The sequence below is a fragment of the Polaromonas sp. P1_A2 genome (assembly GCF_056406895.1).
This window is the reverse complement of record NZ_JBFTZI010000002.1, coordinates 21,181-36,840: the sequence shown is the minus strand read 5'-3', so window position 1 is coordinate 36,840 and position 15,660 is coordinate 21,181. Positions and strand designations below refer to the sequence as shown.

Annotated in this window: 16 protein-coding genes; 7 read left to right on the top strand and 9 right to left on the bottom strand. The window is 67.2% G+C overall.

The features are described 5' to 3' along the window. The first annotated feature begins 105 nt into the window (after positions 1 to 105). From hpnC to hpnE, 3 genes are read left to right on the top strand one after another with little or no spacing between them, the layout of a single operon-like run. Positions 106 to 969 carry a squalene synthase HpnC gene (gene hpnC, locus AC1D09_RS07160; protein ID WP_477664565.1) on the top strand — a complete coding sequence of 288 codons (864 nt, stop codon included), beginning with the start codon at positions 106 to 108 and terminating at the stop codon, positions 967 to 969. Between the two features lie 42 nt (positions 970 to 1,011). Then, positions 1,012 to 1,854, top strand: coding sequence for a presqualene diphosphate synthase HpnD (gene hpnD, locus AC1D09_RS07155; RefSeq protein WP_477700992.1), 843 nt, complete (start codon positions 1,012 to 1,014; stop codon positions 1,852 to 1,854). Between the two features lie 2 nt (positions 1,855 to 1,856). Next, complete coding sequence (gene hpnE, locus AC1D09_RS07150; protein WP_477664650.1) at positions 1,857 to 3,137, top strand: hydroxysqualene dehydroxylase HpnE; 1,281 nt, start codon at positions 1,857 to 1,859, stop codon at positions 3,135 to 3,137. A gap of 10 nt (positions 3,138 to 3,147) precedes the next feature. On the opposite strand, the gene AC1D09_RS07145 is transcribed toward hpnE, so the two are convergent. Together AC1D09_RS07145 and AC1D09_RS07140 are read right to left on the bottom strand one after the other, a co-directional pair. Continuing rightward, positions 3,148 to 3,780, bottom strand: coding sequence for a glutathione S-transferase family protein (locus tag AC1D09_RS07145; protein ID WP_477664649.1), 633 nt, complete (start codon positions 3,778 to 3,780; stop codon positions 3,148 to 3,150). Between the two features lie 36 nt (positions 3,781 to 3,816). Next, the gene (locus tag AC1D09_RS07140; RefSeq protein ID WP_477664648.1) at positions 3,817 to 4,512 is read right to left on the bottom strand and encodes an HAD family hydrolase; all 696 of its coding nucleotides are present in this window, start codon (positions 4,510 to 4,512) and stop codon (positions 3,817 to 3,819) included. Between the two features lie 33 nt (positions 4,513 to 4,545). Between AC1D09_RS07140 and hemH the strand changes: the two genes are divergently transcribed. After that, entirely contained in the window at positions 4,546 to 5,676 is a 1,131-nt protein-coding gene (gene hemH / locus AC1D09_RS07135) for a ferrochelatase (protein ID WP_477664647.1), read from the top strand. A 21-nt stretch (positions 5,677 to 5,697) separates the two neighbouring features. On the opposite strand, the gene AC1D09_RS07130 is transcribed toward hemH, so the two are convergent. The 5 genes from AC1D09_RS07130 to AC1D09_RS07110 form a co-directional block, all read right to left on the bottom strand. Then, a complete protein-coding gene (locus AC1D09_RS07130) occupies positions 5,698 to 6,672 on the bottom strand; it encodes a Bug family tripartite tricarboxylate transporter substrate binding protein (RefSeq protein WP_477664646.1) in 975 nt (324 codons plus the stop codon). A 151-nt stretch (positions 6,673 to 6,823) separates the two neighbouring features. Then, positions 6,824 to 7,849 carry a Bug family tripartite tricarboxylate transporter substrate binding protein gene (locus tag AC1D09_RS07125; RefSeq protein ID WP_477664645.1) on the bottom strand — a complete coding sequence of 342 codons (1,026 nt, stop codon included), beginning with the start codon at positions 7,847 to 7,849 and terminating at the stop codon, positions 6,824 to 6,826. 25 nt (positions 7,850 to 7,874) lie between these two features. After that, positions 7,875 to 9,377 (bottom strand): tripartite tricarboxylate transporter permease, encoded by a 1,503-nt coding sequence (locus tag AC1D09_RS07120; protein WP_477664644.1) that lies wholly within the window; start codon positions 9,375 to 9,377, stop codon positions 7,875 to 7,877. A gap of 1 nt (position 9,378) precedes the next feature. After that, complete coding sequence (locus AC1D09_RS07115) at positions 9,379 to 9,903, bottom strand: tripartite tricarboxylate transporter TctB family protein (protein ID WP_477664643.1); 525 nt, start codon at positions 9,901 to 9,903, stop codon at positions 9,379 to 9,381. Between the two features lie 148 nt (positions 9,904 to 10,051). Next, entirely contained in the window at positions 10,052 to 11,011 is a 960-nt protein-coding gene (locus tag AC1D09_RS07110) for a Bug family tripartite tricarboxylate transporter substrate binding protein (protein ID WP_413328371.1), read from the bottom strand. A gap of 168 nt (positions 11,012 to 11,179) precedes the next feature. Between AC1D09_RS07110 and AC1D09_RS07105 the strand changes: the two genes are divergently transcribed. From AC1D09_RS07105 to AC1D09_RS07095, 3 genes are read left to right on the top strand one after another with little or no spacing between them, the layout of a single operon-like run. Then, a complete protein-coding gene (locus AC1D09_RS07105) occupies positions 11,180 to 11,869 on the top strand; it encodes a response regulator transcription factor (protein ID WP_477664642.1) in 690 nt (229 codons plus the stop codon). Beyond that, a complete protein-coding gene (locus AC1D09_RS07100; protein ID WP_477664641.1) occupies positions 11,866 to 13,299 on the top strand; it encodes a sensor histidine kinase in 1,434 nt (477 codons plus the stop codon). Before AC1D09_RS07105 ends, AC1D09_RS07100 begins: the two co-directional genes overlap by 4 nt. A 52-nt stretch (positions 13,300 to 13,351) precedes the next feature. Then, entirely contained in the window at positions 13,352 to 13,753 is a 402-nt protein-coding gene (locus AC1D09_RS07095) for an RNA-binding S4 domain-containing protein (RefSeq protein WP_477664640.1), read from the top strand. 7 nt (positions 13,754 to 13,760) lie between these two features. Here the strand turns inward: AC1D09_RS07095 and AC1D09_RS07090 are convergent, their stop codons facing one another. After that, complete coding sequence (locus AC1D09_RS07090) at positions 13,761 to 14,498, bottom strand: aspartate/glutamate racemase family protein (RefSeq protein ID WP_477664639.1); 738 nt, start codon at positions 14,496 to 14,498, stop codon at positions 13,761 to 13,763. A 181-nt stretch (positions 14,499 to 14,679) separates the two neighbouring features. Further along, a complete protein-coding gene (locus AC1D09_RS07085) occupies positions 14,680 to 15,573 on the bottom strand; it encodes a transporter substrate-binding domain-containing protein (RefSeq protein ID WP_007870531.1) in 894 nt (297 codons plus the stop codon). Positions 15,574 to 15,660 lie beyond the last annotated feature (87 nt).

The window sequence follows — 15,660 nt, the reverse complement described above, 5'->3', positions numbered from 1 at the left end:
AACTCGGACGGCATGCAGCCAGGAGAAGCTTGGAAAACTCACTACTGACTGACCGGTTAGTAATCTAGGGTAAATGCTGAGGCTTGTCAAGCGACAATCGCCCGCATGACCCCAGGCCTCCAACAGCCCAGCGCCCCGGTTCCCCTTCAGGGGGTGTCGCACTATGAAAACTTCCCCGTGGCCTCGCTGCTATGCCCGCCGCAGCTACGCCCGCCCATCGCGGCGATTTACTGGTTTGCCCGCACGGCCGACGACATCGCCGATGAGGGCGAAGCCACGCCGCAGGCCCGGCTGGACGAGCTGGCCGCCTACCGCGCCGACTTGATGGCGACCGCAGCGGGCCTGCCGCCCTCCCCGCGCTGGGCGCCGGTCTTTGAGCAGCTACGCCCCCAGCTGGCCCGGTTCGAACTGCCCGTCAACCTGCTGGCCGATTTGCTCAGCGCTTTTGAGCAGGATGCGGTCAAGCAGCGTTATGCCGACGAAGCTGAACTGCTGGACTACTGCAAGCGTTCGGCCAACCCCGTGGGCCGGCTGCTGCTGCACCTCTACGGCATCCAGGACGCCGCTTCGCTGCGGATGAGCGACGACATCTGCACCGCCCTGCAGCTGATCAATTTCTGGCAAGACCTGGGCGTGGACATTCCGCGCGGCCGCATCTACCTGCCGGCCGACGCCTGGGCCCGCCACGGCGTCGATGAAGCGCAGTTGCTGGCGCTGCAAGCCAACCCGGCCACCCTCGCGCTGATCGCGGCCCATGTGCATGCCGCGCGGGCCATGATGCTCAGAGGTGCGCCCCTGTGCAAGAAGATTCCCGGGCGCGGCGGCTGGGAGCTGCGCCTGGTGGTGCAAGGCGGCCTGCGCATCCTGGACAAGATAGAAGCGCAGGGCTTTAACACCTTGCAGCGGCGCCCCAAGCTCAAGCCCTGGGACTTGCTGCTGATGGGCTGGCGCGCCTTGTGGATGCGCTGATCCGGCCCATGAAGACGCGGCATCCCATGTGACAATCGCCGCATGACGCCTGAGCAGTATGTCCAGCAAAAAGCCGCCGCATCCGGCAGCAGTTTTTATTACGCCTTCCTGTTTTTACCCAAAGAGCGGCGCGCCGCCATCACGGCTTTTTATGCCTTTTGCCGCGAGATCGACGACGTGGTCGACGAGGTCACCGACCCCGGCGTGGCCCGCACCAAGCTGGCCTGGTGGCAAAACGAGGTCCTGAAATCCTATGCCGGCGAGCCGACACACCCGGTCATGAAAGCGCTGATGCCGCTGGCCGCCACCTACCGCATCGAGGCGCGCCACCTGCAGGCCGTGATCGACGGCTGCCAGATGGACCTGGAGCAAAACCGCTACCTCGACTATCCCGGGCTCAAGCAGTACTGCCACCTGGTGGCCGGCATCGTGGGCGAGGTGGCCGCGCGGATTTTCGGCCAGGCCGACGAGGCCACCACCGCCTACGCCCACAAGCTGGGCCTGGCCTTCCAGCTCACCAACATCATCCGCGACGTGGGTGAAGACGCGATGCGCGGGCGCATCTACCTGCCCGTCAACGAGCTGCAGCAGTTCGACGTGAAAGCGCACGAGATCTTGAAGCGCCAGTACTCCGACCGCTTTACCGCGCTCATGAAATTCCAGACCGAGCGCGCCCTGGCGCTTTACGACGAAGCGCTGGCCATGCTGCCCGAAACCGACCGCCGCGCGCAAAAGCCCGGCCTGATGATGGCCAGCATCTACCGCACCCTGTTGCGCGAAATCGCCGCCGACGGCTACCAGGTGCTGCACCAGCGCGTGAGCCTCACGCCGCTGCGCAAATTCTGGCTGGCCTGGAAAACGCAGGCTTTCGGACGAGTTGTCTGACCATGAGGGTTGCAGTGATTGGCGCGGGCTGGGCCGGCTGCGCCGCTGCCGTCGAAGCCACCCGCCTGGGCTACCAGGCCACCTTGTTTGAAACCACCCGCACAGCGGGCGGCCGCGCGCGCCGGGTGGGCGCCACCCTGCAGGGCGAACCGGTGGTGCTGGACAACGGCCAGCACATCCTGATAGGCGCCTACGCCGAAACGCTGCGCCTGATGAAAGACCTGGGCGTGGACACCGAGGCCACGCTGCTGAGGATGCCGCTGACATTGCAGTTTCCCGATGGCGGCGGCCTGAAGCTGCCGCAGCTGCCAGCCCCGGTCGATGCGCTGGCCGGCATCCTGCTGGCGCGCGACTGGCCACTGGGCGACAAATTTTCCATGCTCAAGCTCGCGGTGGGTTGGCAGCTCAAGAAATTCCAGTGCAAGCCCGGCGAGTCGGTGGCCGACCTGTGCCGCGGCCTGGCGCCCGGCGCCATGGCCGCGCTGATCGAACCGCTGTGCGTCTCGGCGCTCAACACGCCCGCCGAACGCGCCAGCGGCCAGGTGTTCCTGCGCGTGATGCATGACGCGCTTTTTTCGGAGAGCGGCGGCTCCAACCTGCTGCTGCCGCGCACCGACCTCAGCACCCTGCTGCCCGATGCGGCGCTGTCCTGGCTGGCCGCGCAGGGCAATGCGCCGCAGCTGGGCGCGCGCGTGCAGGCCATCGCGCCTCTAGGCTCGGGCTGGGTCGTGAGCGCCGATGCCAGCGCGGCCTTCGACTGCGTGGTGCTGGCCTGTCCGCCGCAAGAGGCCGCGCGCCTGGTTGAAGGCAGCGGCGTGGCCGCGGTGGACTGGCTGGCGCGCACGCACGGCCTGCAGCACGAGGCCCTGACGACCGTCTATGCCTGGGCTTCAGGCGCGTGCCTGCCGCTGCCCATGATGGCCTTGCCGTCCAATGCCGCGGAGCCGGCCCAGTTCGTGTTTGACCGCGGGCAGCTGGGCGGCCCGGCCGGCCTGCTGGCCTTTGTGATCAGCGCCAGCAGCGGCGACAGCGCCACGCTGACCGCGCAGGTGCTGGCGCAGGCGAAATCGCAACTCTGGCACCTGGGGCTGGGCGGCATGCAGGCCGTGCAGACCATTGTGGAAAAACGCGCCACTTTTGCCTGCACGCCCGGCCTGTTGCGGCCCGGCGCCGAGGTCGCGCCCGGCCTGTATGCCTGCGGCGACTACATCGCCGGGCCCTACCCCGCCACGCTGGAAGGCGCGGTGCGCTCCGGGCTGGAGGCGGCCCGGCATCTTCATTGAGCGGGCGGATTCAGGCGCTTTTGGCCAGCACACGCACCGTGCGGTAAGCCGGCCGCGACAGGCAGCGCTGCAGCCATTCATCCACCTTCGGGCATTTCTCCATCAGCCCGGCCGCGCCCTGCACCCAGGCCAGCACCGAGGCCACGCAGATGTCGGCCGCGGTGAAGCGCTCGCCGGCCAGGTAGGGGCGGGCCTGCAGGTGCTGGTCCAGCACGCGCAGCGGCGTCAGCAGGTGGCGCTCGGCGTCGTCGGCCAGCTGGGGCTTGCGGCGGTCGGCCGGCATCAGGATGCGGTGCATCAAAAACGCCAGCGCGTCTTTTTCGCACTCGGTGACCACCCAGAAGCTCCAGCGCAAAATCTCCGCCTGCTCGGCATGGTCCTGCGCGGCCAGCAGCGGCACGCCGGGCGCCTTGAAACGCTCGGCCAGGTAGAGCACACAGGCCATGGACTCCCAGACCAGCACGCCTTCGTCGTCCACCACGGGAATCCGGCCGTTCGGGTTGATGGCCAGGAACTCCGGGGTGCGTGTGGCGCCGCCCGTGAAGGGCAGCGGGATGTGTTCATGGGCCAGGCCCATCTCATGGACCAGCCACAGCGGGCGCGCCGCGCGCGAGGCCGCCGTTCCGTAAATCTTGAGCGTCATGAGAAGCCCCTTATGAAAGACCTTGTCTCTGCAGTGTCAGCGCGGGAACAAATCACAGAGCTCGGTCAGCGTGGCCACCGTCTCGTGCGGCACGGCCGGGTGCGCCCACAACTGGTCGGAGCGGTTGACCCACACCGTCTGCATGCCGCAATTGAGCGCGCCCAGCACGTCCAGCGTGGCATCGTCGCCCACATGCAGCACCTCCCCGGGCTGCACCTCCACCGCGCCGGCCGCGGCATGGAAGATGCGGGGGTCGGGCTTGCCCACGCCGAACTGCTGGGCGCTGATGCTGGCCTTGAAATAGCCGTCTATGCCTATGCGCCTGATGTCGGCATTGCCGTTGGACACCGCCACCAGCGGGTAGCGGTCGGACAGGAACTCGAGTGCCAGCACCGCGTCCTCAAACAGCGTGACCTTGTTGCGCTCGTCAAAAAAAACATCGAAGGCGGGCTCGGCCAGCAGCGGGTCCTCGCGCGAGCGGTACAGCGCCAGCCGTATCGCCTCGCGGCGTATGGCGCTGAGGTTGTACTTGAGTTCGGGGCGCGAGCGCGTGACATGCTCGCGGATTTCGTGCCGCGCGGCGGGGTTGGAAAACAGCGCCGCGGTCATGGGGGCATGCCGGCTGAGCCAGTCGTCCAGGGCTTTCTCGGCTCTTTCGATGGCCGGCCAGATGGGCCACAGCGTGTCATCGAGGTCTAGCGTGATGGCTTTGATGGTGGTCAGGTCGAGCATGGTAAGCAGGAAATGGATAGGCGAGAATAACCCATGTTTTTTCGCCCCCGCTTCGCTCCCGAACCGCCCTTCTCCCACGGCGCGCCGCCCGTCGGCCCGTCGGCCACCTCCACCACCGCCGTGCTGCTGTGCAACCTGGGAACCCCTGACGAAGCCACGGCGCCGGCGCTTCGCCGCTACCTGGCCGAGTTTTTGGGCGACCCGCGCGTGGTCGAGATCCCCAAACCGCTGTGGTGGCTGATCCTGCACGGCATCATCCTGCGCGTGCGGCCCAAAAAATCGGCCGCCAAATACGCCAGCATCTGGATGAAGGAGGGCTCGCCGCTGCGGGTCTGGACGCAGAAGCAGGCCACCCTGCTGCGCGGCTACCTGGCGGTGCGCGGCCACCCTGTTGAGGTGCGCTACGCCATGCGCTACGGCAGCCCGTCCATCGCCTCGCAGCTGAGCCGGCTCAAAGCGGACGGCGTGGAACGCGTGCTCATCCTGCCGGCCTACCCGCAGTACAGCGGCACCACCACCGCCAGCGTGTTTGACGCGGTCTACCAGTGGGCGGCGCGCATACGCCGCATCCCCGAGCTGCGCTTCGTCAACCATTACCACGACCACGAGGGCTACATCAAGGCCCTGGCGGCCCGCGTGCGCGAGCACTGGCGCACCCAGGGCCGCGCCGAACAGCTGGTCATGAGCTTTCACGGCGTGCCCGAACGCACGCTCACGCTGGGCGACCCCTATCACTGCGAATGCCACAAGACCGCGCGCCTGCTGGCCGCGCAGCTGGGCCTGGAGCCCGCGCAGTACAAAGTCACCTTCCAGTCGCGCTTCGGCAAGGCCAAATGGCTTGAGCCCTATACCGAGCCCACCCTGGTGGCCATGGCCCGGGCCGGCGTCAAGCGGGTCGATTTGATCTGCCCGGGTTTTACCGGCGACTGCCTGGAGACACTGGAAGAGATCAACATGGAGGCGCGCGAGGCCTTTCTGCAGGCGGGCGGCAAGGAGTTCTGCTACATCCCCTGCCTCAATGACAGCCATGAGTGGATCGCGGGGCTGGCCGAGATCGCGCAGCAACACCTGGCGGGCTGGCCGGTGCAGGCCGATGCCGCCGAAGCGGCCAAGGCGCTGGCGGCTTCGCGCGAACGGGCTTTGGCCCTGGGCGCGAAGAAATAGCCGGGCCGGCCCAAGCTTGAATCAGGCCTTGAGCTTGAGCAGTTGCACCATCAGCTGCGTGGTCTTCACATCGAAGTCGATAAAGCTGCCGAGGTCCGGCCCCGACATCCAGGACTGCTCCCAATAGCTTTCCTTGAGCGTCTTCTTCCAGAGCTCATAGGCCAGTGAAGCCTTCACGCCCTCCACCATCTCGGCCTGGCGCGCGGCCGGCACGGCAGCGCCGGTGAACACGGCGCGCCAGTTGGTGAGGTCCACGTCCAGGCCCTGCTCGCGCACCGACTTGACGCCGTAAGCGGCTTTTTTGGAGGAGACACCGAGGGCGCGCAGCTTGCCGCCGGCCAGCTCCGCCCTGAAGGTGCCGTAGCTCGAAACGCCGGCCGCCGCCTTGCCGCCCATCACCGCATCGACCAGCTCGAAGTTGCGCGCGAACGGCAGGTAGACCGCGTCTTCCGGCCTGGCGCCGGCGGCCTTGGCCAGCAGGCCCGCGAACACATGGTCGGCGCCGCCGACCGCGCCTATGGCCATGGACGTCTGTTTGGCGTTGCTGCGCAGGCGCTCCACCAGTTCGTTGATGGTCTTGAGCGGCGACGCGGCCGCCACCACAACCACCGGGTAGTCGCTGGTCAGGCGCGCAATCGGCTTGACCTTGCCGAGGTCCACGGCCGGTTTTTGCAATGCCAGTGCGCCAACGAGGTTGCTGTCGCCCATGAACAAGGCGTTGGGGTCGGCGCTGTACTTCTGCACAAACCAGGCCAGGCCCGCGGTGCCGCTGCCGCCTTCCTTGTTCTCGTACTCGATCTCGTCGCTCAGGCCCTGGCCCACCAGCGCGTCACCAAGGGCGCGGCCGGCTTCATCGAGCGCGGTGCGGGACATGGCGGGAATGACGATGCGCAGCTTGGGCGCCAGCTTGCCCTTGGCGGACTGGGCCCAAAGCGGTGCGGCCATTCCGAGGCCCGCAAGTGCGCCCAGAACCGTGCGTCGTTGGATGGTCAGCATGTCTTTTTCCTCCCGAGCCCATGGTAGATGGAGTTTCCAGGGCAATGGCTAGGTGTTTGATCCAGTGCCCGGACGCTTGCACCGGAGCACTTTTCATGCCACACGCGGGAACGCAGGCACCCGGGCTTCGCGCCCGGGGCGCATGCGCGGCTCAGGCCTTGAGCTTGAGCAAATGCACCATGACCCGCGAGGTGGTCAGGTCAAAATCGATGAAGCTCGTGAGGCTGGGGCCCGAAAGCAGCGAGGACTCCCAGTGGTTCTGCTTGAGCGTTTTCTGCCAGGATTCATGGCCGGTGGCCGCCTTCACGGCTTCCAGCATTTCCGCCTGGCGCGCCTCGGCCACGTTCTGGCCGGTGAACACGCCGCGCCAGTTGGCCATGTCCACGTCCACCCCCTGCTCGCGGATGGAGGGAATGCCGAACACCGTGCGCTTGGACGACACACCGATGGCGCGCAGCTTGCCGCTGGCCAGCTCGTCGGCAAATTCGCTGTAGCCCGAGATGCCGGCCGCCGCCTTGCCGCCCAGCACGGCCTGCACCACTTCGGCACCGCCGGCAAAGGGCAGGTACACCAGTTCTTCCGGCTTGCTGCCGGCCGCGCGGGTGAACACACCGGCGAACACATGGTCCACGCCGCCGGCGGAGCCGCCCGCGATGGGAACGTCCTTGGGATTGGCGCGCATGCGGCCGGCAAGGTCCGCAATCGTGCGCACCGGCGAATTGGCGGCGACCACCACCACGAGGTAGTCGCTGGTCAGGCGCGCGATCGGGCGAATGCGGCTCATGTCGACGGCGGGCTTTTGCAGGGCCACCGCGCCCACCATCACCATGCCGCCCATCAGCAGGGTGTTGGCGTCGCCGCTGTATTTTTCGGCGTAGTAGGCCAGGCCTATGGTGCCGCCCTTGCCGCCCTTGTTTTCATACTCGATCTCATCCGTCGCGCCCGCCCCCACCAGCGCCGTGCCCAGGGCGCGGCCGGTCTGGTCCCAGCCGCCGCCGGCGTTGGCCGGGATCACGATGCGCAGCTTGGGCGCCAGCTTGACCACCCGGGCTTTGGGCTGCGCGGCCGCCGGCGGCTTGGCCGCCGTCTGCGCCCATGCGGGGATGGCCCCGCCCCATGTCGCCAATCCCAGCCCAGCGAGTCCTCCCAGGGCAGCGCGTCGTTTGATGGTCAGCATGTCGTCTCCTTCGTCGTTGGAACCCTCAGCTTACAGATTTGCTCCTCGTCCAGTATTTGGCAAGGCGCGGCAGCACCAGCACCGCCACCACGATCACGACCAGCGTGATCGACATGGGGCGCTGGAAAAACACCATGGCGCTGCCCTCGCCTATCGACACGGCGTTGCGCAGCTGCGCCTCCGCCAGAGGGCCCAGGATCATGCCGACCACCACGGGCGCCGTGGGGAAGTCGAAACGGCGCATCAGCACGCCCAGCAATCCGATGGCATAGAGCAGGAACAAATCGAACGCGCTCTGGCGCATGCCGTAGGCGCCCACCGTCGCGAAGATCAGGATGCCCGCGTAAAGCTGCGGCTTGGGAATCTTCAGCAGCTTGACCCACAGGCCCACCATGGGCAGGTTGAGCACCAGCAGCATGACGTTGCCGATGTACAGCGAGGCGATCAGCGCCCACACCAGCGCGGCGGAGGTGGTGAACAGCTGCGGGCCGGGCTGGATGCCGTAGTTCTGGAAAGCGCCCAGCAGGATGGCCGTGGTGTTCGAGGTCGGGATGCCCAGCGTGAGCAGCGGGATCAGCGCCGCCGTCACCGTGGCGTTGTTGGCCGCCTCGGGGCCGGCCACGCCTTCGATGGCGCCCTTGCCGCCGAACTCGGCCCTGATTTCGGGGCTCGCCAGTTTCTTTTCCGTGGCATAGCTCAGGAAGGTCGGTATCTCGGTGCCGCCGGCCGGGATGCAGCCGAAGGGCGTGCCGATCGCGGTGCCGCGCAGCCAGGCGGGAATCGAACGCTTCCAGTCGGCCTTGGTCATGTGCACGCGGCTGAGCTTGTTCTGGTCTTCCACCGTTTTGCCCTCGTAGAGCACGGCGTACAGCACTTCCGCCACCGCGAACAGGCCCACGGCCACCAGCACGATTTCAATGCCGTCCAGCAGTTCCGGGATGCCGCCGGTGTAACGGCCCTGGCCCGAGATCTGGTCCAGGCCGACGCAGCCGGCGGCCAGGCCGACCAGCAGCGCCGTCATGCCGCGCAAGGTGCTTTTGCCCAGCACGGCGCTCACCGTGGTGAAGGCCAGCAGCATCAGCAGGAAATACTCGGGCGGGCCCAGCTTGACGGCGAACTCCGCCACAAAGGGGGCGAACAGCGTGACGATGACGGTGGCGATGGTGCCCGCCACAAACGAGCCTATCGCCGCCGTGGCCAGCGCCGCGCCGGCGCGCCCGCTCTTGGCCATCTTGTTGCCCTCCATGGCCGTGACCATGCTGGCGGTTTCACCGGGCGTGTTCAGCAGGATGGAGGTCGTCGAACCGCCGTACATGGCGCCGTAGTAGATGCCCGAGAAAAAAATCATCGAGGCGGTGATGTCGACCTTGGCGGTGATGGGCAGCAGCATGGCCACCGCCACCGCCGGGCCTATGCCGGGCAGCACGCCCACGGCCGTGCCCAGGGCACAGCCCACCAGGCACCAGATCAGGTTGACCGGCGTGATCGCCGTGGCGAAACCCGCCATCAGGGCATTGAAGATGTCCATGTCAGATCCACCCCGTGTTCGTCAGGCCCGGCAGGTTGATCGCCAGGAATTTGGTGAACATCCAGAACACCGGCGCGGAGATCAGAAGCCCCACCATGAAGTCGGTGACCCAGGTGCGCGGCGCATTGACGCCCGTCTGGCCGCTGGCGCGGCGCAGGCCTTGCACCGCCAGCAGGTAGCACAGCGTGCAGCTCAGGATGAAGCCTATGGTGGTGATCAGCGCCGCGTTGAGCAGCAGCCCCGCAGAGACCCAGGCAAAACCGGGCCAGTAGGCCTGCGCGGCGCCGGAGGGAGGGTCCAGCTCGCGAAAGCCGCCGCTGCGCGCTTCCCAGATGATCCAGGCGCCGCAGACCGTGAGGCCGACGGAGACCAGCCAGGGCAGGAAGTTGGGGCCGACGCCGCCGTAGCCGGCCTCGGAGGAAATGCTGATCGCGCCGAAGGCCAGCGCCAAACCGGTCAGCAGCACGCCGGCGCCGACCAGGGTTTGCGGCCAGACGGCCGCGGGATCCGAAGTTGTTGTTGTCATCGTTATAGTTCCCGAAAGACGTGGGACGGACGTGGACAGTCTGGCGGCACGCCGCCCTTTCGTCAAATTTTCATCAAATCTGAACCCGGGACGGCGTGGCGCCCTTGCACGCTTACATGCTTGCTTACACGCGCAAAGGCGTGAAGCGTCAGACCATGCCGGACTTGACCATGGTGGCGCGCAGGGCGGCGAAGTCGTCGTCGACGAACTTGGCAAAAGCATCGCCCGACAGGACGGCTGGCGTCCAGTCGTTCTTTTTCACGGCTTCGGCCCAGGCCGGCGATTTCAGCGCGGCCAGCACCAGGTCGGTCAGGGCCTTGCGCTGCTCGGCCGTGATGCCGGGGGCGCCATAGACACCGCGCCAGTTGCCGATTTCGACGTCTATGCCCTGCTCCTTGAGCGTGGGCACATCCACGCCGGGCAGGCGCTTGCCGGAGGTCACGGCGATGGCGCGCATCTTGCCGGCCTTGATGTACTCCGCGAACTCGCTGTAGCCGCTGCCGCCCACCGTGACGTTGCCGCCCAGAATGGCCGCCGTGGCCTCACCGCCGCCGCGGAAGGCGACGTAGTTGATCTTGGAAGGATCGGCGCCGACCTTCTGCGCGATCATGGCCGCCGCGATGTGCTCGGTGGAGCCGCGCGAACCGCCGCCCCACTTCACGCTGCCGGGATCCTTCTTGAGCTGGTCGACCACGTCCTTCATGGTCTTGAAAGGCGAATTGGCGGGCAGCACGAACACGTTGTATTCGCTGGACAGGCGCGCGATCGGCGTGGCCTGCGACAGGCTCACCGGCGGCTTGCCGGTGATCAGGCCGCCCAGCATCACGGCCCCCATCACCATCAGCGCATTGGGATCGCCCTTGGAGCCGTTGACGAACTGGGCCAGGCCCAGCGCGCCGGCGGCGCCGCCCTTGTTGTCGTAGGTCACCGTGTCGGCGACCTTGGAGTCGGTCATGGCCTTGCCCAGGGCGCGGCCCGTGGTGTCCCAGCCGCCGCCGGGATTGGCCGGAATCAACATCTTGATGTTGGCGGCCGCGGAGGCCGACAGGGGCAAGGCACCGGTCGCGGCCAGAGCCGCCAGGGATTTCAGAAAGGTATCGCGACGCATGGGAATGTCTCCTGTGGATGGGCGCCCGGGGCGCCCGGATGGCTGATAACCCGCCTATCATGCACCCCCTGGCTGTCAAACGGCTGTCCGGCGGGACTGGGGAAAGTGCTAATGTCGGGGGCCTGTTAACACTGTGTTTGCAAGCCCTAACCCATGATGCCCACGGTGATGTCCACGGTCAAACTGCTGCTGGTGGAGGATGACGCCTCCATGCAGGCGGCGCTGCAGCGCGCCCTGGGGCGGCGCGGCATGGAGGTTTTCAGCTGCACCGACGGCCGCCAGGCCCTGGCGCAGTGGAAGGCCACGCAGCCCGACGTGGTGGTGCTGGACCTGACCCTGCCCGGCCTGGACGGCCTGCAGGTGCTGGCGCAGGCGCGCGGCCAGGGCCTGACGACCCCGGTGCTGATCCTGACGGCCCGCGGCACCGTGGGCGACCGCATCGTCGGCCTGAACACCGGCGCCGACGACTACCTGCCCAAGCCCTTTGACCTGGACGAACTCGAGGCGCGGCTGCGCGCCCTGAGCCGGCGCCGCCCCGCGGCCGGCGCGGAGCCCGGCGCCGCGCCCCAGTTCGTCGGCCACCTGCGCTATGACAGGGAAAGCGGCGCCATCTACCACCGCGACCAGGTGCTGGAACTCACGCCGCGCGAACTGGCCCTGCTGCAGACCCTGATAGGCAAACTGGGCCACGCCGTGTCCAAGGAACGCCTCTTCGAGCTGGTGTTTCCCGGCGAGACCGACGTGCAGTACGAGGCTGTCGAAGTGGTGGTCTACCGCCTGCGCAAAAAGCTGGCCCAGACCGGCGTCACGCTGGTCACCTTGCGCGGCCTGGGCTACCTGCTGAAAGTGGATGCATGAGCGGCCGGGAGCCTGCGCCGATCGAACCCACGAGCCAGCGGGCCATCTCGCTACGACGCTATCTGCTGACCGGCATCCTGCTTCCCGTGGGCCTGCTGATCATCGTGAACACCGCCAGCCTGTACCGCCAGGCGCTGGCCGCGGTCAACACCGCCTATGACCGCACCCTGCTGGCCTCGGCCAAGTCCATCGGCGAACAGCTGGACGTGACCGGCTACGACGAACAGTCCGAACTGCGCGTGACCGTGCCCTATGCCGCGCTGGAGGCCTTCGAGGCCGACAACCAGAGCCGTTTGTTCTACCGCGTCTCCAGCCTCAAGGGAGACCTGGTCTCGGGCTTTGCGCAGCTGCCCTTCTGGCGCGGCGAGATCCCCATACGCCCGCCGTATTCGGCGCTGGTGGATTTTTATGACGACGTGTTCCGCGAGGAACCGGTTCGCGTCGCCGTGCTGCTGCAGCCCGTGGCCAGCGGCAAGGGCCGGGCCATGGCCGTGGTGCAGGTGGCCGAAACCCTCGAGCTGCGCAAGACACTGGCGCGCAAGATACTCTTTGACACCTTGTGGCGCCAGGCCGTCCTGCTCGCGGTGATCGCCCTGGTGGCGGTGGTGGTGGTACAGCGCGCCACCCGGCCGGTGCGCCGGCTCAGCGCCGAGCTCAAGGCCCGCCCCGAAGGCGACCTGACGGCCATTGCCGCCCCTGACGCGCCGCGCGAGCTGCTGCCGCTGATCGAGGCCACCAACCAGGTCATGGGCCGGTTGCAGCACCTGCTGGACAACCAGAAGCGTTTTGTGCGGGACGCGGCCCACCAGCTGCGCACGCCGCTGGCGGTGCTCAAGGTGCAGGTACAGTCGGCGCTGCGCGGCGACATGGAAGCGCGCGACGCGCTCGGCGAGATCAACCAGACCGTGGACCGCGCCACCGTGCTGGCCAACCAGATGCTGGCCCTGGCCAAGGTGGAGCAGCTGCGCCAGCAGGCCGACCTGCAGGCCATAGACCTGGCGCAGGTGGTGCGCTCGGTGGCGCTGGACCTCTCGCCGCTGATCGCCGAAAAAGACATCGACTTCGAGATTGAAACCGTGCCCGCCCAGGTGCGGTCGCATGAATGGATGCTGGGCGAGCTCACACGCAACCTGCTGCACAACGCCATCAAGCACACGCCGGCCGGCGGCCCGCTGGCCGTGCGCATCGTGCGCGACGCCAGCTTTGTGGCGATGACCTTGAGTGACAGCGGGCCCGGCGTGTCGGCCGAGCTGTCGGCGCGGCTTTACGAGCCGTTTTCGGCGGGCGACGTGCGCCACGGCTCCGGCCTGGGGCTGGCCATCTGCCGCGAGATCGTCGAAACCATGCACGGCAGCATCACCCTGGAAAACCGCGTCGTGCACGGCCAGGTCACGGGGCTGGACGCGGTAGTCCGCCTCCCCACGGCCTGAAGCGCCCACGCGCCCGGCAGGGGCGTTGGGTCTTGGTTCAAAATAGCCGCCAATGGATAAATTGCGCATCGACAAATGGCTGTGGGCGGCCCGCTTTTACAAAACCCGCGCGCTCGCGGTCGAGGAGATCGACAAGGGCCGGGTCAAGGTCAACGGCGCCGAGGCCAAGCCCGCGCGCGAGGTCAAAGCCGGCGACACCGTGTCGCTGCGCCAGGGCCAGGTCAGCCGCACCGTGGTGGTACGCAGCATCAGCAGCCAGCGCGGCTCGGCCCCGGTGGCCCAGCAGCTTTATGAGGAAACCGAAGAAAGCCTGCGCCTGAAGGCCGAGGCCGCCGAGCAGCGCCGCCTGAACAGCGACCCGGCCGGCGCCCAGGAACACGGCCGACCCACCAAGCGCGACCGCCGCACGCTGGACAAGGCCTGGAATAACCGCTGGAGCGCCTCCGCGGACTAAGAGCCGCTCAAGCCGCGTAGGCCCGCTGCGCCAAAGCCTGCGCCAGCAGCGCCGCCGGGTCCACCAGGTCCAGCGTTTCCATGCCGGGCACCGCGCTGAGGGCCAGCGGTATCTCGGTGCAGCCCAGTATCAACGTGGAGAGCCCATGCCGCGCGGCCAGCGCTTCGGCCACGCCGGTGAAGCATTCGCGCGCCAGGTCCATGTTGCCCATTTTCACGCCCTCATAAATGCCGCGCATCAGGCGTTCGCGTTCGCCGGCCGTGGGTGTGTGGCACTGCAGGCCGGCCTGGCGCAGCGCCTGGTCGTACAGGCCGGCGCGGTATGTACCTTCGGTGGCCAGCAGGCCCACTTCGCGCACGCCGCGCGCGGCCAACGTCTGCGCCACCTCGCGCGCCACGTGCAGCACTTCGAGCTGCGGAAAACGCTCCTGCAGCTGGCCGTGCCAGGCATGGGCCGTGTTGCAGGCCACCGCGACCGTGGTGGCGCCCAGCGCCGCCAGTTTGCCCATGGCCTGCAGCATGGGGTCCAGCGGCTGGTGGCCGCCCGGCCCGGGCAACTCCAGCGCCGTGCTGCGGTCGGGCACCGGCACCTGGGCCAGCCAGTGCTCGGGAAAGCCCTGATCCGAGACCGGAATGTCCAGCGCGCGCATGTGGTCCGCGCAAGCCTGGACAAACAGGCGCGCAAAATCCGCGCCCGCGGCAGGCCCCATGCCGCCCAGGATGCCGACCACGCGGGGTCTGTTCATGTCATGCCTTTCAGTGTCAGTGGGCCCGGACAGCAAAATCCAGGCACACGCCGGCCGCCTGTGCCTGGTGGCTTGGCCGTATCGTGTTGTTGGGGGGAAGAACTGCCGTCCTCACCGAGGGCGGCAGCGGGATGGCCGAAGCCATCAGCGGGGAGCGGCGCGCCGGCGCTCCCCGGCGGGCTTACAGCGCCGGCTTGTCGCTCAGCGCCTTCAGGTTGGCCTTGAGCTCCTCGCTCATGGGCAGGTTCAGGTTCACGCCCTTGGGCGGGATCGGCGAGGTGAACCACTTGGCGTACATCTTGGTGAACTCGCCGGACTTGATCAGGCGGGTGATGGTGCCGTCGACCAGCTTCTTGAACTCGGGGTCGTCCTTGCGCAGCATGCAGGCATAGGGCTCGACCTGCAGCGAGTCGCCGACAACTTCCAGCGAGGCCGGGTTCTTGGAATTGGCCATCAGGCCGAACAGCAGGATGTCGTCCATGGCGAAGGCCAGCGCGCGGTCGCTTTCGACGAGCAGCAGCGAGTCGTCATGGTCCTTGCCCAGGATCAGCTGCATGTCCAGCTTCTTGTCGGCGCTGTACTTGCGGATCACCTGCGCATTGGTGGTGCCGGTGGTGCTGGCCACCGTCTTTTTGGCCAGGTCGGCGTAGTTCTTGATGCCGGACGATTTTTTGACCAGCAGGCGGGTGCCGGTGTAGAAGTGGTTGATGGCAAAGGCCACGTCCTTGCCGCGCGCGGAGTTGTTGGTGGTCGAGCCGCACTCAAGGTCGTAAGTGCCGTTGACCAGCAGCGGGATACGGTTCTGCGAGGTCACGGGCATGTAGGCGACTTCGAGGTTGGGCTTTTTCACCTTCTTGCGCACGTCGTCAATGATGGCTTCGGTCAGTTCCGCGGAAAAACCCACGGAGGTCTTGGAGCCGATCAGGTAGCTGAAAGGCACCGATGCTTCCCGGTAGGACACCGTGATCTTGTTGCTGTCGGCGACCTTTTTCAGCGTCGGCACGGTTTGCGCGCCCGCGTTGGCGGCCAGGCCGGCTGTCAGCAGCACGGCGCTCATGAGGGTAGTGAATTTCATGCGTGTCCTTTCGGGGGCAATGGGTTGGTAGTTTCGGTAACCGGGTGAAACTGGCATCGCTAGTGTAGGAACTGCGGCGCCCGGCGT